The sequence below is a fragment of the Streptomyces angustmyceticus genome, assembly GCF_040701845.1.
GTDB classification, from domain to species: domain Bacteria; phylum Actinomycetota; class Actinomycetes; order Streptomycetales; family Streptomycetaceae; genus Streptomyces; species Streptomyces angustmyceticus_A.
The window spans coordinates 70,704-88,629 of sequence record NZ_JBFBHQ010000011.1 but is presented as its reverse complement, the minus strand read 5'-3'; the positions used below and the strand labels follow the sequence as shown (position 1 = coordinate 88,629).

The following is a 17,926-nucleotide window of genomic DNA, read 5'->3' as shown; positions in this document are numbered from 1 at the left end:
TCAGCCCAACTGCCGGTACTTCCCGCGGAAGTACGTCAGCGGCTCGTCGTCCTCGACGGGGACCGACGAGGTCAGGACGCGGGCGATGACGAGCGTGTGGTCGCCGGCCACCACCCGCTGTTCGGTGCGGCACTCCAGGGTCGCGAGCGCCCCGCCGATGAGCGGGGCACCGGACGCTTCGCCCCGTACGAACGGAATGTCCGCGAAGAGAAGCCGGTCGCTGATGCGTCCCTTCATCGCGAATCGTCCCGCAATCTGACGCTGGTGCCCCGAGAGCACCGACACGGCCCAGAGCGGCTGCAGCTCCAGCAGGTCGTCCATCCGCGAGTCGTTGCGAACGCTCACCATCACGAGCGGCGGGTCGAGGGACACCGAGAGGAACGCCGTGGCGGTCATCCCGACGTCCTCGCCCTGCGGTCCGTCCTCCGGATCGTGGGCGGTGATCAGCACCACGCCGGCGGCGAGGCGGGACAGGGCGGCACGGAACTCGTCGTCACTCACTCCAACAGAATGCGGGATGGGTGTGCCGCCCGGCGCGGAGGCGAGGGCGACGGTGGGCGGAGCGGCGGTCCCGGGGGCGGCCGCGTCGGCAGGGCTTTTCGTGAACACGCCATAAACGCTAACTTCGTCGCTCCCCGGCCCGCATCGGGCTCGGGGACCACCTGCGTCCTAGGTCTGACGACGGAAGTCCGGAACGCTCGGAAATTTGCGTTCAGGAAGTGTAGAAAGAGTGAAGGCGCGCCCCCGTGGTTGGCTTGATGGGAGATCGCCAAACTTCTCTCGGGGTTTGTGACTTGAGTCACAGCAGGCGCTAATTGTTGACCCTGTGTACCGAGTGAACAGCTCACTGTGATTCAGTGAGCGAGGAATCGGACGACAAAGAATCGTGGAGTTTGCTGTCGAGGTCTCAGGGAGAGCGAACGATGGAGACCGAGTCGGAGCCATACGTCCGTCTTGCCACCCTGCGGCAGCTGCACCAAGTGGTCGCCGAGCTGAACACCGCGCGTAGCCTCGCGGACACCCTGCAGACGGTTGCCGACGGCGCGATCACCGGGCTCGGCTACGAGCTGGCCGCGGTCAATCTGGTCCGCCCCGACGGCGATCTCGTGGTCGCCGCGGTCGCCGGCAGCGCGGGTGCCGAGGCCCTGATGGCCGGCCGGGCCGGCTCGCGCACCTCATGGGACCGCCGGCTGTCCATGGGCGAACGCTGGGGCGACCTGATCTTCATCCCGCACACCGAGGGCTGGGTGCTCGACGACGACGACGTGCCGCAGTGGCACACGGCCGGGCCCACGCCCCGCTTCCCCGACGAGTGGCACCCCATGGACCGCCTCTTCGCGCCCATGTACACCGCGGCCAACGGCGGCGGCGAACTGCTCGGAGTGATCTCCGTCGACCGGCCGCGCAACGGCCGGCGGCCCGGCCCCTGGGGCCAGGAAGCCCTGCAGATGTACGCCTTCCAGTCCGCCATCGCGATCAGCAACGCCCGGCTGCGGGCGAACATGCAGCGCGCGCTGGTCCGGCTGGAGCGCGAGCAGCAGGCGCTGCGGGCCAGCGAGGAGAGCTTCCGGCAGGCCTTCGAGTACGCGCCGAGCGGGATGGCCGTGGCCGAAATGGGCGGTGACCAGCACGGGCGCCTGCTACGGACCAATGACGCGCTGTGCCGGCTGCTGGGCCGCCCGGCCTCCGGGATGCGCCGCTACTCCTTCTCCGACCTGGTCCACCCCGAGGACATCGGCACGCTGCTGCGCACCTCCGCCGAGGGCGGCCGCGCCGAGCTGCGGCTGGCCCGCCGGGACGGCACCTACGTGTGGGTCTCGCTGCGCAACTCCGTCGTCGCCGACACCACCGACGGCCCCCGCTTCCTGCTCACCCACGTCGAGGACATCGAGGAGCGCAAGCGGCACGAGCTGCAGCTCGCACACCGCGCCAGCCACGACTCGCTGACCGGGCTGCCCAACAGCGCCGAACTGCGGGCCCGGCTCGGCGCCCGGCTGTGCTCCCGCGCACCCGGCTCGATGGCGGACGCCTACGCCTCCTCGGCCGTCCTCCACACCGATCCCCATGATCCGCACGGCTTCCGGCCGGAGGGCAAGGAACCGTTCGACGGGCTCGACGGCTTCGAGGGCGGGCCCCCGGCCCCGTTCGACCACCACGTCCACCTCGTCGCCCCCGCGGACGGGCCGGCCGACGACGGCTCCAAGGGGCTCGCGGTCCTCTTCTGCGACCTCGACGGCTTCAAGTCGATCAACGACCGCTTCGGGCACAACACCGGCGACGCGGTGCTGATCGAGGTCGCCCGGCGGCTGACCAGCGGCGTCCGTGACGGCGATACGGTCGCCCGGCTCGGCGGCGACGAGTTCGTGGTGCTCGCCGACGGCCTCGGCACCGCCGACGCCCAGGACCTCGCGGTCCGGCTGCGGAACGCGATCATCCCCCCGATCCGGGTGGAGGGCCGGGCGGTCCGGGTGGGCGCCAGCTTCGGCATCGGCTGGGCGAGCTGCGGGATGACGGCCGAGGAAGTGCTGGAGTCGGCCGATCAGCGGATGTACGTCGAGAAGCGCTCCCGCTCGAAGGCGAGCCGGCGGGCTGCGGGCTGAGCCGCGGGCCGGCCGGAGCGGCGGCCGGGCCCGGTGCCGCGTATCTCACACCGGGCGCGCTACGGCCTCCACACCAGCAGTTCACCGATCCGTAGCGATCTTGTGGCCCTCCGGGACCGGTGTGCGTGGGCGCGGAGAGGGTAGGCTGCGCCGATGCGGCGCGGCGCCGCCGGGGGCCCGAAAGACAGTTCGCGCAGAGAACGACCGCGCACGCGGGAAGACGCGTACAGACGCGCACAGATCGCTTGGGAGTGACACGGAATGACGGCCGGCAACAACGGCGCGGACACGCCGGAGAACGACGACCCGTTCGGCTATCTCTACCGCTCGGAAGGCGGCGAGGGCGGCGCATCGGGCCCGTCGGGCGATGGTCCGGCCGGGCGGCAGCCGGGTGTCCCGCGTACCTCCTACAACCAGGTGCGGGCGGTCGGCCAGCGCCAGTACGGGCAGCAGGCTCCGCAGCAGGTCACGTACGGGCAGCAGAACGCCCACTACGCCGCGCCGGAGACGCTGCCCGGCGGGGACCGGGCGCGCTCCGCCGGGGCCCCGGGCAACCCCGGCTCCGAGCCGCGCCGGGGCCGCAACGGCCTGCTGGTCGGTGCCGTCGCGGTGGTCGCGGTGGTGTGCATAGGCATCGGCGTCGCGATGCTCACCAACGGCAAGGACGGGCAGGACACCGCGGGCAAGCAGGGCCCGGCGGCCGGTGACACGGTCAAGCCCACCGACAAGCCGGCCGGCAAGCCCAAGCCCGGCAAGCTGCCCAAGGAGGAAGCGGGCAGCCTGCGCCTCGACGGCGGGGCGACCACGGCCAAGGACGTCCCGGGCGCGCGCTCGTCCAACGGCACGTACGTGGGGGGCATGAACACCCCCGGGGCGGCGGCCACCTGGACGGTGAACGTCGACGCCCCCGGCAAGTACAAGCTCTGGGTCGGCTACGGCGTGCCCGGCAAGGACGCCAACCTCACCCTGAACGTGAACGGCACGGCGGACGGCCGGCCGGTCAACATGGAGAACTTCGCGGGCGCCCCGGAAGGCGCCTGGGACAAGGGCTGGACCAAGACCTGGTCGTACGTGCAGCTCAACAAGGGCACCAACACCGTCAAGCTGTCCTGCGAGAGCGGGAACAAGTGCGACGTGAACCTCGACAAGGTGTGGCTGGCCAGGGGCTGACGCCCGGCCGCAGGCCGCGGCCTGCCCCCGCCGCTCCGGCCGCGCCGGGGCGGCGCCGCCGGGCCGGGGGCCCGGCTCACGCCGCCGATGGATGCTCCGTCACCACCACACGCCCCAGCAGCTCTTCGTAGGTCGCCGCGTCGAACTCGCCCGCCGCCGGGGCCCGTACGGTCGCCGCGGACAGCGCCACCGCGCGGGTCAGCCGGTCCGGCCAGGGCAGCCCCTCCACCAGCCCGGACAGCAGACCGGCCACCGCGGAATCACCGGCGCCGGTCGGGTTGCCGGCGATCCGCCGCGGCGGGGCGGCCTGCCAGGCGCCGTCGGCGGTCACCGCCAGCATGCCGTCCGGGCCCAGCGAGGCGGCCACCGCATGGGCGCCGCGGCGCCGGGCGTCGCGGGCGGCGCGCAGCGGTTCGGTGCTGCCGGTGAGGGCGGCGAGTTCATCGGCGTTGGGCTTGGCGAGGTCGGGCCGGGCGGCCAGGCCGCGGCGCAGCGGTTCGCCGCTGGTGTCCAGCAGGACCGGGACGCCGGCGCTGCGCGCGGCCCGGGTGAGCCGGGCGTAGACGTCGACCGGGACGCCCGGCGGCAGGCTGCCGCACAGCGCCACCGCCCGTGCCTCGCCCAGCAGTTCGCGGTAGGTGCCGAGGAAGGTGTCCCATTCGGCCGGGGAGACGGTCGGGCCCGGCTCGTTGAGCTGGGTGGTGTCGCCGCTGCTCGCGTCGGCGACGGCGACGGTGCGGCGGGTGGCGCCGCCGACCGGCACCAGCGCGTCGGTGACCTCGGTCTCCGCGAGCAGGGCGCGCAGCGCCGCGCCGGTGCCGCCGCCCGCGAAGCCGGTGGCGACCGAGCGGTGGCCGAGGGCGGCCAGCACCCGGGCGACGTTCAGGCCCTTGCCGCCGGGGCGTTCGGACACCTCGGTGACCCGGTTCGTGGCGTGGGGATGGAGCCGGGGAACGCGGTAGGTGATGTCCAGGGCGGCGTTCAGCGTGACCGTGAGGATCATGGTCGCCCCTCCGGGCAGACATGGCCGGGCGGCCGGGCGTCGGGCAACCGCGCGCGGCGGTGGCATGCGGACAAGTGCGCGAGCGATCATGCCATCGCCGGTGGTGATTGGCCCAGACCCGGGGCCCGCCGCCGGACGCCCGGGGCCGGCGCGAAGGGGGCCGTGCGGCTGCCCGCCGCCGTCATGGAGCGTCAGGCGCCCGCCGGGCGCACCACCCACTCGCCCCGGCGCATGACCCCCACCACCTCGTACGCCGCATCCAGCACCACCAGGTCGGCGTCCTTGCCGGTCTGCAGGGAGCCGGTCCGGTCGTCGATGCCCAGGAGCCGGGCCGGAGTGGCCGAAAGCGCCTCGACGGCCTGGTCGACCGTCAGGCCGTCGACGGTGACCGCGCGCCGGAAGGCCCGGTCCAGGGTGAGGGTGGAGCCGGCGATGGAACCGGCCGTGGGGCCCTCGCTGATCCGCGCGACGCCGTCCTTGACCTCGACCCGCATCGGGCCGAGCGGGTACATCCCGTCGCTCATGCCGGCCGCGCCCATGGCGTCGGTGATGAACGCGACGCGTCCGGCGCCGGCCTCACGGAACGCCAGCTGCAGGACGGCGGGGTGCAGATGGGTGCCGTCGTTGATGAGCTCGACGGTGATCCGCTCGTCCTCCAGGAGCGCGGCGACCGGGCCGGGCGCGCGGTGGCCGAGCGCGGGCATCGCGTTGAAGAGGTGGGTGGCGACGGTGGCGCCGGCGTCGATGGCCCGGCGGGTGGCGTCGTAGCCGGAGTCGGTGTGCCCGACGGCGGCGATCACCCCGGCGTCGGCGAGCAGCCGTACGGACTCCAGGCCGCCGGGCAGTTCGGGCGCGAGGGTCATCATCGAGGCGCTGCCGTGCGCGGCGTCGAGGAGTCCCCGCACGTCGGCCGGGTCCGGGTCGCGCAGCAGTTCCGGCTGGTGGGCGCCGCAGCGGTGCGCGGAGATGAACGGGCCCTCGAAGTGGATGCCGGCCAGCTCGCCCTGCTGGACCAGCTCGGCGAGCACCGCGGCCTGCCGGGCGAGGTCGGCGAGTTCGCCGGTGACGGTGGAGGCGAGCAGGGAGGTGGTGCCGTGCCGGCGGTGGGTCTCGACCGCCGTCATGCACTCCTCGGGGTCGGCGGACGAGAACGAGCCGCCGCCTCCGCCGTGGACGTGCATGTCGACGAAGCCGGGCACGACGAGGTGGCCCGTCAGGTCCACGACGCGTCCGGCCGCCGCCTCCTCCACGTCCAGGTCACGGCTGAGGACATCGCCGATCCGGCCGCCCTCGACGGTGATCCGGCCGCGCTCGACGACACCGGACGGCCGGGCGATCCGGGCACCGGTCAGGACGGTGCGTCCGGGAGCCGGGGACCGCTGCGCGGACTGTTGCTGTGCCATCAGGCGGTTACCTCCGTGGAGAGAAGATCCCAGGCGAGCAGTCCTGCGCCCAGGCACCCGGCGGCGTCCCCCAGGGCCGCCGGAACGATCGAGGGGAGCCGCTGGAACGTAACGCGGCGGCGGACGGCTTCCCGCAGAGGTGTGAACAGCGTGTCGCCCGCCTCGGCGAGCCCGCCGCCGATGATCAGCGTCCGCGGGTCGAGCAGGGTGAGGCCGGTGACCAGGCCGTCGGCGAGGGCGTCCACGGCGTTCTGCCACACGGCGCGGGCCCGTTCGTCGCCGGACTCCACGGCCTTGGCCGCGTCCGCCGCGCTGGCCTGCGGGTCCTTGCAGACCGCCGCCCAGTCACGGCCGACCGCGGCGGCCGAGGCCAGCGTCTCCAGACAGCCGCGCTGGCCGCAGCCGCAGGGGCGTCCCCCGGGCCGTACGACGATGTGGCCGATCTCTCCCGCGCTGCCGTGCGCCCCGGCCTCGATCCGGCCGCCGATGCCGATGGCGCCCGCGATGCCCGTGCCCAGCGGGACGAACAGGAACCGGTCGGCGTCCCGGCCGGCGCCGAGCCGGCCCTCGGCCAGGCCGCCGGTGCGGACGTCGTGGCCGAGGGCGACCGGCACCCCGCCGAGCCGCTCGGACAGCAGCGCCCGCATCGGTACGTCCCGCCAGCCGAGGTTCGCGGCGTAGACGGCGGTGCCGGAGTCCTCGTCGACGATCCCGGGGACCGCGACGCCGGCCGCCGCCGCGGGGGCGCCGTAGCGTGCCGCGCCGAGGTCGCGCAGCTCGGCGGCGAAGGCGAGGACGGCCTCGACCACCGCGTCGGGGCCCCGCTCGCGGCCGGTGGGGCGCCGGGCCTCGTGCAGCAGGACGGGCGGACCGGCGGACGTCCCGCCGGAAGGCGCCGTGTCCACCCCTACGAGGGCGGCTTTCATTCCGGTGCCGCCCACATCGAGCGCGATGACGTGTCTCACGGGAACAGTTTCGCGCGATCCGCCCAGAAAGGTCTAGTCCACTCACCGAGGGGATCGTACGGAGCGGGCCGGCTCGCGCGCGGGGCACCGCCCGCGGCCCGGTACCTCCGTGAACCGGGGGGTGGTGTAGACCTTGTAAAGGGCGCGGGGGAGACTTCGGTGGGGACACGGGGGAAACCCGCTGTTCACGCCGTTGGAGGGGGACCCCTGAGACGGCGGGGTCCACGACCCGGCAAGCACGGATTTCAGGAAAAGGGCGGTAACAGCGGTGCAGCGGCGGTACTTGAGCCTGGCGGCGGCAATCGCCACCACCATGACGCTGACGCTTACCGGCTGCGGCAGCGGCACCGGTAGCGGCGACGACGTCACTCTCAAACTGATCGCGGCGGACTACGGCGACAGCAAGTCCAACGGCTCCCAGCACTACTGGGACGAGCTCGCCGGCGCCTTCGAGAAGAAGCACCCCGGCATCAAGGTCGATGTCGACGTCTACAGCTGGACGGACGTCGACAAGAAGGTCGAGGACCTGGTCGAGGACGGCCACGCCCCCGACCTCGCGCAGATCGGCGCCTACGCCGACTACGCCGCCAAGGGCCAGCTCTACAGCGCCGACCAGCTGCTCTCCATCCCCACCCAGGCGGACTTCACCCCCTCCCTCGCGGAGGCCGGCGAGTACAAGCGCGTCCAGTACGGCATGCCCTTCGGCGCCAGCACCCGGCGGCTCTTCTACAACAAGAAGCTGTTCGCCCAGGCCGGCATCACCTCCCCGCCGCAGGACTGGGACGACATCGCCCACGACGCGGAGCTGCTGAAGGCCCACGGCGTCAAGATGCCGTTCGCCCTGCCGCTCGGCCCGGAGGAGACCCAGGCCGAGACGATGCAGTGGATGCTCAGCGGTGGCGGCGGCTACACCGACAGCATCGGCAAGTACACGATCGACTCGCCGGAGAACGTCAAGACCTTCACCTGGCTCCAGAAGAACCTCGTCGGCAAGGGCCTGACCGGCACCGACCCGGCCAAGCTCAACCGGGCGGCGGCCTTCCAGGGCTTCGCCGACGGCAAGGTCGGCATGCTCAACGGCCACCCCACCCTGATGAAGCAGGCCGCGGCCAAGGGCATCGACTACGGCAGCGTCGAACTGCCCGGCACCAACGGCAAGGCCAAGGCCACCATGGGCGTGGCCGACTGGATGATGGCCTTCAAGCAGGGCGGCCACCGCGCCCAGGTCGGCAAGTTCCTCGACTTCGTCTACAGCGACAAGAACGTCGAGAAGTTCTCCGCCGAGTACGGCCTGCTGCCGGTCACCTCCTCCGCCTCCGAGGCGATGCAGGCCGACGACACCTACGCCAAGCTGCACGGCTTCCTCAAGCAGCTCCCCAACGCCGAGTTCTACCCGGCGAACAAGACCTCCTGGCCGCTCATCTCCAAGACCCTCAAGGCGAAGATGGGCGCCGCGGTCGACCCGAGGGGCAACCCCGCCGGGGTGCTCACCGACATCCAGAACACCGCGGACGCGGCGGACAACACCGGCGAATGACACCGGCGACGCGGGCGCACGGGCAGGCGGCGGGCTCCGCCCCCGCGGCGGCCGGCCGGGCCCTGTCCGACCGTGCGCTTATCGTGGAAGCGTGATGAGCAGCGGCACGGAGGGCACGGGCGGCCCGGCCGGGCAGGACGGCGGCCCCGGCACCGGCGAGAGCCCCACGGGCCTGTCCGCCCGCGACGAGGCGGTGCTCGCGGTCGAACGCCGCTCCTGGCCGGGCCCCGGCCCCAAGGAACGCGCCATCCGCGAACAACTGGGCATCTCCCCGACCCGCTACTACCAACTCCTCAACGCCCTCCTGGACGACCCCCACGCGCTCGCCCACGACCCGGTCACCATCAACCGCCTGCGCCGCGTCCGCGACGCGCGCCGCGGACGCCGGTGAGAGGTGCGGGGACGGGGCCGGGTCGCCGCCGGCCGGGGTGGGCGGTGCGGGGAGCTGTCCGCGGGGCGGCTGAGGGGCCGCCCGCCGCGCCCGGCCGGCCCATGGCCTGCTCGGGGCGACAACCGCTCACGGGCCATGGCCTGCGCCGGGCCCGCGACGCCCGTCCTGCCCGCCCACTGACGCGTGCGCCCGCCGCGCCCCGATGCCCCGGCGGACCGCCCGCCGGCGATGGCCGGGAGGTACCCCCGGTGTCCGTCCCGCCCCGGTAGGGTCGGCGCCATGGGCAGCCCCCCGAACGCCGCGCCGCACTCCCAGCCGACTCCCGGCCCCCTGCCGACACCGCGTACCCCCGCCGGCCGCGACGGCCTCGCCGCGCTGCTGGCCCACCCCGAACGCACCGTCATCGCCCTCGACTTCGACGGCACCCTCGCCGACATCGTCCCCGACCCGGAGAAGGCCCGCGCCCATGAGGGCGCCGTCGCCGCCCTCGGCAGCCTGGTGCCCCGGCTGCGCGCCGCCGCGGTGATCACCGGCCGCCCGGCCACCGTCGCGGTCCGCCTCGGCGGCTTCGCCGACGTACCCGGCCTGGACCACCTCACCGTCCTCGGCCACTACGGCGCCGAGCGCTGGGAGGCCGCCACCGGCACCGTCCACGCACCCGCCCCGCACCCCGGCGTCGCCGCCATACAGGCCGAACTCCCCGGCGTCCTGGACGCTTCCGGCGTCTGGCACGGCACCTGGGTCGAGACCGCCGTCGAGCGCAAGGGCGGCCGCGCCATCGCCGTCCACACCCGCCGCGCCACCGACCCCCAGGGCGCCTTCGACCAGCTGCGCGGCCCGCTCACGGCGCTCGCCGAACGCCACGGCCTGATCGTCGAACCGGGCCGGCTCGTCCTGGAACTCCGCCCGCCCGGCATGGACAAGGGCGTCGCGCTGGCCGACTGGGTCCGCGAGACCGGCGCCACCACCGTCCTCTACGCCGGCGACGACCTGGGCGACCTGGCGGCCTTCGCCGCCGTGGAGAAGCTGCGCTCCGACGGCTTCCACGGCGTCCTGGTGTGCAGCGGCAGCAACGAGGTCACCGAACTCGCCGATCGCGCCGACCTGGTGGTCGACGGCCCCACCGGAGTCGTCGGCCTGCTCGGCGCCCTGGCGGCCCGGCTGAACGAGAACGCGGCGTAGCCGGGGACGCCTCTCAGGCGGGCGGCGAACCTTCCTGCGCGTCCTCTCCCCGCAGCTCCCGCAGCTGGTCCAGGAACCACCGGGCGGGCGGCAGCGCGGTGGCCGCCACGGCCAGCCGCTCGGTGCGCACCGCGCGCTCGCCGTCGTCCATCGACAGCGCCTCGTGCAGCGCCTCGGCGGTGCCGACGACGTCGTACGGATTGACGGTGAGGGCATGCGCGCCGAGTTCCTCGTGCGCGCCCGCCTCCCGCGACAGCACCAGCACGCAGCCGGCGTCCGACACCACCGGGATCTCCTTGGCGACCAGGTTCATACCGTCCCTGATCGGGTTGACGAGTGCCACGTCCGCGAGCCGGTAGGCGGCCAGCGAGCGGGCGAAATCGTCCTTGACGTGCAGCAGGACCGGCTGCCAACCCGCCGTCCCGTATTCGGCGTTGATGGCCTCGGCCACCCGCTGGACCTCGGCGGTGTAGTCGCGGTAGACGGCGAGGTCCTGGCGCGAGGGGTAGGCGAAGGCGAGGTGCACCACCCGCTCGTGCCATTCGGGGTGGTCGGCGAGCAGCTGCCGGTAGGCGAGCAGGCCCCGCACGATGTTCTTGGAGAGTTCGGTGCGGTCCACGCGGACGATGGTCCTGCGCTCCGGCCCGCCGATCTCGGTGCGCAGCGCCGCCATCCGCTCCTCGACGTCGGGGCGGTGCGCGCGCTCGCGCAGGAAATCGGCGTCGGCACCGAGGCCGTGCACACCGATCCAGGTCGTGCGCGCCTTGCGCTCCGGCACGAGCGCCACGATGCCGGGCGCCCCGTCCTCCGGCCGGACGCGCTCGCACTGCCCGCCGAGCCCGTTCTCGGCGCAGGCCACGAAGTTCTCGGCCCACCTGCGGGTGAGGAAGTTGGCCCGGTCGGCACCGAGGATGCCCAGCGCCAGCTTCCGCTGGATGTCGTCGGGCAGCATCGCGAAGTACTCGGCGGGGGCCCACGGGGTGTGGGAGAAGTGCGCGATGCGCAGGTCGGGGCGGCGCTCGCGGAGCATGCCCGGCACCAGCGCCAGGTGGTAGTCCTGCACGAGGACGGCCGCGCCGGGCGCCGCCCCCTCGGCCAGCGCGTCGGCGAAGGCCGCGTTGTACGTTTCGTAGGACGTCCACTGCGCCCGGAACTCCGCGTCGAAGACCGGTTCCAGCGGGGTCTGATAGAGCATGTGGTGGACGAACCACAGCACGGAATTCGCGATGCCGTTGTAGGCGGCGGCATGCACTTCGGCCGGAATGTCCAGCATCCGGACGCGCTGTCCGCCGGTGTCGTCCGCATCCAGCGCGCCACCCGTCCGCCGCACGGCCTCCCGGTCGCCGTCACCGAGCGCGGCACACACCCACACCGCATCCGTCCCGGGCCCGATCGCCGACAGCCCGGACACCAGCCCGCCACCACCCCGCTTGGCGGTCAGCGTCCCGTCCTCCCCCAGGCCGTAGGACACCGGCCCGCGATTGGACGCGACAAGAACCTCGGCACCCACCTGCACCGCACTGCGCTCGGAGACCATGTCGCGACATTAACCCGTTACGGATCCGCGCAAACGTACGGAAGCGGTCAAGAGGCGGGGCGGGCGACTACTCCTCAGCCGCCCCCTGGCCGGAAGACGTTCAGAGGCCACGACGACTCGGCCGCGGCGGGCTCCACCCCTGCCTTCCCGCTGCTCCGGTCGTGGGATCGGCGATCACGCAGCCGGACACCGGGTCGGGCGGCACGTATGCCCGGCCTGCCGAGCTGGGTGCGGGGCCGGCCCGCTTCAGGGAAGAGGTGCGGTCGCGTATGCCGGCGCCGGAGGAGGCCGACCGGCTGCGCCTTCCGGCGGGTACGCCCGTCACCCTCATCAGCCGGAAGGCCAGGACCGAGGACGGGCGCAGGGCCGAGGGCAACGAGGTGATCCTCGACTCGTCCGCCTGTGTGCCGGAGTACGACTTCGACGCCCGGGATCAGCCGCCCGAGCGCTCACGCCGCCCGGCGTGCCGCGTACTCCGGAATGTCGGCCATCGGGGGCCGTTCCTCGGTGTCGACGTCCGTCGTCCGGGGGACGAAGGTCTGGTCGACGCGGTCGAACTGGGTGAGGCGGGGGCGGACCAAGTGGCCGCGTGTCAAGCGGAGTTGGGCGGTGCGGTAGATGGCGGCGGCCATGCGGCCGAGGGCCTGGCCGTCCTGGTGGCGGTGTTTGCGGACACCGACGTCGACCTGGGCGAGGGCATCGAGTCCGACGGTGTGCAGGGCGTCGACGAGCAGGCCGAGCTCGACGCCGTAGCCGACCGGGAACGGCAGGCGCTCCAGGAGGGAGCGGCGGGCCGCGTACTCGCCGCCCAGGGGCTGGACGAAGCCGGCCAGCTGCGGCCAGTGCAGGTTCAGCAGCGGGCGGGCGACCAGCTCCGTGACCCGGCCGCCCTGGCCGGCGCCGGCGCCCTCGGCGCCGGTCTCCAGGGGACGGTCGTACATCGCCTTCACGAACTGGAGGTCCGGGTCCGTCAGCAGCGGGCCGACGATCCCGGACACGAAGGAGGAGGAGAATTCGCGCAGGTCGGCGTCGATGAAGCAGACGATGTCGCCGGTGGTGGCCAGCAGGGAGCGCCACAGCACCTCGCCCTTGCCGGGGAGGGCGGGCAGCCGCGGCAGGACGCTGTCGCGGTGGACGACCCGGGCGCCGGCCGCGGCGGCGACCTCGGCGGTGCGGTCGGTGGAGCCGGAGTCCAGCACCACCAGCTCGTCGACGAGCGGGACCGGGCCGGTCATCAGCTCGGCGCGGATCACCGTGACGATCGCCCCGACGGTGGCTTCCTCGTCGAGCGCCGGCAGGACGACGCTGACCGTGCGGCCCGTCTGGCGCTTCGCCTCCAGCAGCTGTTCCAGCGGGCGGTCCGCGGCGGACCAGGAGCGGCTGCTCAGCCAGCCCTCCACCTCTTCCAGCACGTCTACGACTCCTCGGTCGCCGCCGGTGGGCGGCCTCTGTGATCCATCTCGCGGTTCGGACGACTATCTCAACCGTCAGTGCCTTCGGTTACAGTCTTGAACAACGCGGATGACCGTCGCATGTCGGGGTCCGCGCCACAAACGCCTGGGTTTCGGCCCAGCGCCATACCGCTCATCCAGAGGGGCAGAGGGATACGGCCCGTTGAAGCCCCGGCAACCCTCCAGCCGGTCTTGCCGCAAGGACGATGATCGTCCCGCGCGCGAGGCTCCCGGCTAGGGAAGGTGCCAAATCCGTCTCGTGGCGAGATTCGTCGCGAGGAAGATGAGGAGAAAGGGCCTCGCCTCCATGGCTGTGCAAGTCACCGAAAACACCCCCACCGTCGCTCTGGGCCCCGCTGCCGCCCTGTCCTGCCGCGAGTGCGGGCAGCGCTTCCCGCTCGGCCCGATCTTCGCGTGCCAGGAATGTTTCGGGCCGCTCGAAGTCGCGTACGACCTGCCGAGCGGCGATCCCGAGGGCCTGCGGAAGCAGATCGAGGCCGGTCCGGACAACATCTGGCGCTACGCCCCGCTGCTGCCCGTCCCCGCCGACGTGGCCGACAAGCCCAACCTGAACCCCGGCTTCACCAAGCTCGTCAAGGCCGACCGGCTCGCCGCCGAGCTGGGCGTCACCGGCGGTCTGTACGTCAAGGACGACTCCGGCAACCCGACGCACTCCTTCAAGGACCGCGTCGTGGCGATCGCCGTCGAGGCCGCCCGCGCCTTCGGCTTCACCACCCTCTCCTGCTCCTCGACCGGCAACCTCGCCGGCGCGGTCGGCGCCGCGGCGCGCCGGGCCGGCTTCAAGTCCTGCGTGTTCATCCCGCACGACCTGGAGGCCGGCAAGGTCGTCATGGCCGCGGTCTACGGCGGCGACCTGGTCGGCATCGAGGGCAACTACGACGACGTCAACCGCTTCTGCTCGGAGCTCATCGGCGATCCGCTGGGCGAGGGCTGGGGCTTCGTCAACGTCAATCTGCGCCCCTACTACGGCGAGGGTTCCAAGACCCTCGCGTACGAGATCTGCGAGCAGCTGGGCTGGCGGCTCCCGGACCAGATCGTCATCCCGATCGCGTCCGGCTCGCAGCTCACGAAGATCGACAAGGGGCTCAAGGAGCTGATCGCCCTCGGCCTGGTCGAGGACAAGCCGTACAAGATCTTCGGCGCCCAGGCGGAGGGCTGCTCGCCGGTGTCCACGGCCTTCAAGGCCGGGCACGACGTGGTCCGCCCGCAGAAGCCGAAGACCATCGCCAAGTCGCTGGCGATCGGCAACCCGGCCGACGGCCCGTACGTGCTCGACATCGCCCGGCGCACGGGCGGCGCGGTCGACGACGTCAACGACGAGCAGGTCGTGGACGCGATCAAGCTGCTGGCCCGCACGGAGGGGATCTTCGCGGAGACCGCGGGCGGCGTGACCGTCGGCGTGACCAAGAAGTTGATCGAGGAGGGGCTGCTCGACCCGTCCCTGACCACCGTCGTCCTCAACACCGGTGACGGCCTCAAGACCCTGGACGCGGTCGCCCCGACCTCCGGGCCCACGGCCACGATCCGTCCGGACCTGGACGCGTTCCGCGCGGCCGGCCTGGCCGGCTGAGGCCGCCGGCCCCGTTCGCGCACGGGGCCGCGCCACCGCCCCCGAACTCGTACTCCGCAACACCGGAAGGCATCACCATGAGCGTCAAGGTCCGCATCCCCACCATCCTCCGTACGTACACCGGCGGTCAGGCCGAGGTCGCCGCCGAGGGCGCGACCCTCTCCGAGGTGATCGCCGACCTGGAGCAGAACCACCAGGGCATCGCGGCCCGTGTGCTGGACGACGCCGGCAAGCTGCGCCGCTTCGTGAACGTGTACGTCAACGACGACGACGTGCGCTTCGAGCAGGGCCTGGAGACGCCGACCCCCGACGGCGCGGGCGTCTCCATCATTCCGGCGGTGGCCGGCGGGTGCTGATTTGCGCCAACTCTTCTCCTGCTTGACCTGAATTGCCCCGTCCGCCAGAAAGCGGACGGGGCAATTCCGTGTTGTGAAAGGGGATACCATTGAGGTGATACCCCTGCGCTATAGCGCGTGCGTGTGCCGAACGCATATGAGAACGGGGTCAGTTGTGCCCAAAGTGTGTGCAGCATTTGTCGCTTAGGTGCGCTATGCCCGGCCCGGCTTGCCCGGGAGAACCGGGATTTCACCTGATATTGCCGATTCCCCGGCCCCAGAATTCTCGTCCGATTGACCTGTTGCGCTGGGCATCTGTGCAGATACATTCAGCGGCGGTCGACGCGTTCCGGCGCACACCCCACGGGCCTTTCGCGGGGTGAGGTCTGACCCGGGTCCGCGGAGTGCGGTCCTGCGCAAGGGCCAGTAATAGGGGAGTTAGGCATGGCTCAGGGCACCGTCAAGTGGTTCAACGCGGAGAAGGGGTACGGCTTCATCGCGGTCGACGGTGGTGCGGATGTTTTCGTCCACTACAGCGCGATCCAGATGGACGGCTACCGCACCCTTGAGGAGGGCCAGCGGGTCGAGTTCGAGATCTCGCAGGGCCAGAAGGGGCCGCAGGCGGACATGGTCCGGGTGGCCGGCTGAGGCGCCGACCGACTGCTGCGTTGGGAAGGCCCGTGCCCCGCGAGGGGTGCGGGCCTTCTGCTGTGCGCCGCCGGGCGCCCGGTCCGGAAGGCCCGCGCTCACCCGCCGGCGGCCGCCGCCGCGGGGAGACGCATCGACGAAGCCGCCTTGCACTCGCGGGGTGCGAGTGCTAATCATTGCGTTAGCACTCTCCCAGTGAGAGTGACAAAGAAGGACCGGGTCGGTGAGGCCCGCAGATCGGTGGGGCAAGGAACCACACAGGTTTGCAGGTCGTCCGTCGCGGGCGCCAGCGCGGTCCGGAGCAATCCACCCCAGTCCGGGAGGACCACTTCACATGGCCAAGATCATCGCGTTCGACGAGGAGGCACGGCGCGGTCTCGAGCGCGGGATGAACCAGCTCGCCGACGCCGTCAAGGTCACCCTCGGCCCCAAGGGCCGCAACGTCGTCCTCGAGAAGAAGTGGGGCGCCCCCACGATCACCAACGATGGTGTGTCCATCGCCAAGGAGATCGAGCTCGAGGACCCGTACGAGAAGATCGGCGCCGAGCTGGTCAAGGAGGTCGCGAAGAAGACGGACGACGTCGCCGGTGACGGCACGACGACCGCGACCGTCCTGGCCCAGGCTCTGGTCCGTGAGGGCCTGCGCAACGTCGCCGCCGGCGCCAACCCGATGGCCCTCAAGCGTGGCATCGAGCGCGCCGTCGAGGCCGTCTCCGCCGCCCTGCTGGAGCAGGCCAAGGACGTGGAGACCAAGGAGCAGATCGCTTCGACCGCCTCCATCTCCGCCGCCGACACCCAGATCGGCGAGCTGATCGCCGAGGCCATGGACAAGGTCGGCAAGGAAGGCGTCATCACCGTCGAGGAGTCCCAGACCTTCGGTCTGGAGCTGGAACTCACCGAGGGTATGCGCTTCGACAAGGGCTACATCTCGGCGTACTTCGCGACCGACATGGAGCGCATGGAAGCCGCGCTCGACGACCCGTACATCCTCATCGTCAACTCCAAGATCAGCAGCGTGAAGGACCTGCTGCCGCTCCTGGAGAAGGTCATGCAGTCCGGCAAGCCGCTGCTGATCATTGCCGAGGACGTCGAGGGCGAGGCCCTGTCGACCCTGGTCGTCAACAAGATCCGTGGCACCTTCAAGTCCGTCGCCGTCAAGGCCCCGGGCTTCGGTGACCGCCGCAAGGCCATGCTCGGCGACATCGCCATCCTCACCGGTGGCACCGTCATCTCCGAGGAGGTCGGCCTCAAGCTGGAGAACGCCGGTCTGGAGCTCCTCGGCCGCGCCCGCAAGGTCGTCATCACCAAGGACGAGACCACCATCGTCGACGGTGCCGGCGACAGCGAGCAGGTCCAGGGCCGCGTCAACCAGATCCGCGCCGAGATCGAGAACAGCGACTCGGACTACGACCGCGAGAAGCTCCAGGAGCGTCTGGCGAAGCTGGCCGGCGGCGTGGCCGTCATCAAGGCCGGTGCCGCCACCGAGGTCGAGCTCAAGGAGCGCAAGCACCGCATCGAGGACGCCGTTCGCAACGCGAAGGCGGCCGTCGAGGAGGGCATCGTCGCCGGCGGTGGCGTGGCCCTGCTGCAGGCTTCCTCGGTCTTCGAGAAGCTGGAGCTCGAGGGTGACGAGGCCACCGGCGCCAACGCCGTGAAGCTCGCCCTGGAGGCCCCGCTCAAGCAGATCTCCGTCAACGGCGGCCTCGAGGGCGGCGTTGTCGTGGAGAAGGTGCGCAACCTGCCCGTGGGTCACGGCCTCAACGCCGCGACCGGCGACTACGTCGACATGATCGCCGAAGGCATCATCGACCCGGCCAAGGTCACGCGCTCCGCGCTGCAGAACGCCGCCTCCATCGCGGCGCTCTTCCTCACCACCGAGGCCGTCATCGCCGACAAGCCGGAGAAGGCCGCTGCTGCGGGCGCTCCGGGCGGCATGCCGGGCGGTGACATGGACTTCTGATCCTCCGGATCAGAGAGCTGATCCTCCCGGATCACGTCCACGCGTCCGTCGGGGCGGCACCCTCCTTCCAGAGGGTGCCGCCCCGGCGGCGTTTTTGCGTGCGGGGGCAGGGCGGGGCGCCGGGGCGTGCGGGTGTGCGAGGGGCGGGCGTGC

Annotated in this window: 15 protein-coding genes, 1 pseudogene and 1 riboswitch; of the genes and pseudogenes, 10 read left to right on the top strand and 6 right to left on the bottom strand. The window is 72.2% G+C overall.

Features of this window, described 5'->3' with window-relative positions; genetic code table 11:
- Positions 1 to 501 carry a flavin reductase family protein gene (locus AB0411_RS23090; RefSeq protein ID WP_366419175.1) on the bottom strand — a complete coding sequence of 167 codons (501 nt, stop codon included), beginning with the start codon at positions 499 to 501 and terminating at the stop codon, positions 1 to 3.
- A gap of 422 nt (positions 502 to 923) precedes the next feature.
- On the opposite strand from AB0411_RS23090, the gene cdgB reads away from it, so the two are divergent.
- Both cdgB and AB0411_RS23080 read left to right on the top strand, forming a co-directional pair.
- On the top strand, positions 924 to 2,600 hold the full coding sequence (cdgB, locus tag AB0411_RS23085) for a diguanylate cyclase CdgB (RefSeq protein ID WP_366419174.1): 1,677 nt from the start codon (positions 924 to 926) through the stop codon (positions 2,598 to 2,600).
- A gap of 261 nt (positions 2,601 to 2,861) precedes the next feature.
- The gene (locus AB0411_RS23080; protein WP_366419173.1) at positions 2,862 to 3,770 is read left to right on the top strand and encodes a CBM35 domain-containing protein; all 909 of its coding nucleotides are present in this window, start codon (positions 2,862 to 2,864) and stop codon (positions 3,768 to 3,770) included.
- Positions 3,771 to 3,846: 76 nt separating this feature from the next.
- Here the strand turns inward: AB0411_RS23080 and pfkB are convergent, their stop codons facing one another.
- The 3 genes from pfkB to AB0411_RS23065 form a co-directional block, all read right to left on the bottom strand.
- Positions 3,847 to 4,773 (bottom strand): 1-phosphofructokinase, encoded by a 927-nt coding sequence (gene pfkB / locus AB0411_RS23075; protein ID WP_366419172.1) that lies wholly within the window; start codon positions 4,771 to 4,773, stop codon positions 3,847 to 3,849.
- A 191-nt stretch (positions 4,774 to 4,964) separates the two neighbouring features.
- Positions 4,965 to 6,176 carry an N-acetylglucosamine-6-phosphate deacetylase gene (gene nagA, locus AB0411_RS23070; RefSeq protein WP_366419171.1) on the bottom strand — a complete coding sequence of 404 codons (1,212 nt, stop codon included), beginning with the start codon at positions 6,174 to 6,176 and terminating at the stop codon, positions 4,965 to 4,967.
- Positions 6,176 to 7,141: an ROK family protein gene (locus tag AB0411_RS23065; protein ID WP_366419170.1), complete on the bottom strand. Its 966-nt coding sequence runs from the start codon at positions 7,139 to 7,141 to the stop codon at positions 6,176 to 6,178. The genes nagA and AB0411_RS23065 overlap by 1 nt, the downstream gene beginning before the upstream one ends.
- Positions 7,142 to 7,454: 313 nt before the next feature.
- On the opposite strand from AB0411_RS23065, the gene AB0411_RS23060 reads away from it, so the two are divergent.
- From AB0411_RS23060 to otsB, 3 genes are all read left to right on the top strand, one after another.
- Complete coding sequence (locus AB0411_RS23060) at positions 7,455 to 8,678, top strand: ABC transporter substrate-binding protein (RefSeq protein ID WP_366419169.1); 1,224 nt, start codon at positions 7,455 to 7,457, stop codon at positions 8,676 to 8,678.
- 94 nt (positions 8,679 to 8,772) lie between these two features.
- Positions 8,773 to 9,069, top strand: a complete 297-nt coding sequence (locus tag AB0411_RS23055) for a DUF3263 domain-containing protein (protein WP_366419168.1) — start codon at positions 8,773 to 8,775, stop codon at positions 9,067 to 9,069.
- Between the two features lie 279 nt (positions 9,070 to 9,348).
- Entirely contained in the window at positions 9,349 to 10,251 is a 903-nt protein-coding gene (gene otsB, locus AB0411_RS23050; RefSeq protein WP_366419167.1) for a trehalose-phosphatase, read from the top strand.
- 13 nt (positions 10,252 to 10,264) lie between these two features.
- Here the strand turns inward: otsB and AB0411_RS23045 are convergent, their stop codons facing one another.
- The gene (locus AB0411_RS23045; RefSeq protein WP_366419166.1) at positions 10,265 to 11,788 is read right to left on the bottom strand and encodes an alpha,alpha-trehalose-phosphate synthase (UDP-forming); all 1,524 of its coding nucleotides are present in this window, start codon (positions 11,786 to 11,788) and stop codon (positions 10,265 to 10,267) included.
- A 143-nt stretch (positions 11,789 to 11,931) separates the two neighbouring features.
- On the opposite strand from AB0411_RS23045, the pseudogene AB0411_RS23040 reads away from it, so the two are divergent.
- Positions 11,932 to 12,216: pseudogene (locus AB0411_RS23040) on the top strand (UTRA domain-containing protein); the annotation flags it as partial.
- A gap of 21 nt (positions 12,217 to 12,237) precedes the next feature.
- Here AB0411_RS23040 and AB0411_RS23035 read toward each other — a convergent pair.
- Entirely contained in the window at positions 12,238 to 13,200 is a 963-nt protein-coding gene (locus AB0411_RS23035; RefSeq protein WP_366419165.1) for a glucosyl-3-phosphoglycerate synthase, read from the bottom strand.
- Positions 13,201 to 13,369: 169 nt separating this feature from the next.
- Positions 13,370 to 13,529: riboswitch (SAM riboswitch) on the top strand.
- Between the two features lie 17 nt (positions 13,530 to 13,546).
- Here AB0411_RS23035 and thrC point away from each other — a divergent pair.
- From thrC to groL, 4 genes are all read left to right on the top strand, one after another.
- Positions 13,547 to 14,830 (top strand): threonine synthase, encoded by a 1,284-nt coding sequence (gene thrC / locus AB0411_RS23030; protein ID WP_366419164.1) that lies wholly within the window; start codon positions 13,547 to 13,549, stop codon positions 14,828 to 14,830.
- A 77-nt stretch (positions 14,831 to 14,907) separates the two neighbouring features.
- Entirely contained in the window at positions 14,908 to 15,186 is a 279-nt protein-coding gene (locus AB0411_RS23025; protein WP_086721746.1) for a MoaD/ThiS family protein, read from the top strand.
- Positions 15,187 to 15,609: 423 nt separating this feature from the next.
- Positions 15,610 to 15,813 (top strand): cold-shock protein, encoded by a 204-nt coding sequence (locus AB0411_RS23020; RefSeq protein ID WP_003986833.1) that lies wholly within the window; start codon positions 15,610 to 15,612, stop codon positions 15,811 to 15,813.
- Positions 15,814 to 16,147: 334 nt separating this feature from the next.
- Positions 16,148 to 17,773 carry a chaperonin GroEL gene (groL, locus tag AB0411_RS23015; RefSeq protein WP_159471132.1) on the top strand — a complete coding sequence of 542 codons (1,626 nt, stop codon included), beginning with the start codon at positions 16,148 to 16,150 and terminating at the stop codon, positions 17,771 to 17,773.
- Positions 17,774 to 17,926 lie beyond the last annotated feature (153 nt).

Bases quoted from the DNA above. Each gene is read 5' to 3' on its own strand.
- groL (WP_159471132.1), top strand. From the start codon at position 16,148: ATGGCCAAGATCATCGCGTTCGACGAGGAGGCACGGCGCGGTCTCGAG.
- otsB (WP_366419167.1), top strand. From the start codon at position 9,349: ATGGGCAGCCCCCCGAACGCCGCGCCGCACTCCCAGCCGACTCCCGGC.
- AB0411_RS23025 (WP_086721746.1), top strand. From the start codon at position 14,908: ATGAGCGTCAAGGTCCGCATCCCCACCATCCTCCGTACGTACACCGGC.
- pfkB (WP_366419172.1), bottom strand. From the start codon at position 4,773: ATGATCCTCACGGTCACGCTGAACGCCGCCCTGGACATCACCTACCGC.
- AB0411_RS23055 (WP_366419168.1), top strand. From the start codon at position 8,773: ATGAGCAGCGGCACGGAGGGCACGGGCGGCCCGGCCGGGCAGGACGGC.
- AB0411_RS23060 (WP_366419169.1), top strand. From the start codon at position 7,455: ATGACGCTGACGCTTACCGGCTGCGGCAGCGGCACCGGTAGCGGCGAC.
- AB0411_RS23020 (WP_003986833.1), top strand. From the start codon at position 15,610: ATGGCTCAGGGCACCGTCAAGTGGTTCAACGCGGAGAAGGGGTACGGC.
- nagA (WP_366419171.1), bottom strand. From the start codon at position 6,176: ATGGCACAGCAACAGTCCGCGCAGCGGTCCCCGGCTCCCGGACGCACC.
- thrC (WP_366419164.1), top strand. From the start codon at position 13,547: ATGGCTGTGCAAGTCACCGAAAACACCCCCACCGTCGCTCTGGGCCCC.
- cdgB (WP_366419174.1), top strand. From the start codon at position 924: ATGGAGACCGAGTCGGAGCCATACGTCCGTCTTGCCACCCTGCGGCAG.
- AB0411_RS23045 (WP_366419166.1), bottom strand. From the start codon at position 11,788: ATGGTCTCCGAGCGCAGTGCGGTGCAGGTGGGTGCCGAGGTTCTTGTC.
- AB0411_RS23080 (WP_366419173.1), top strand. From the start codon at position 2,862: ATGACGGCCGGCAACAACGGCGCGGACACGCCGGAGAACGACGACCCG.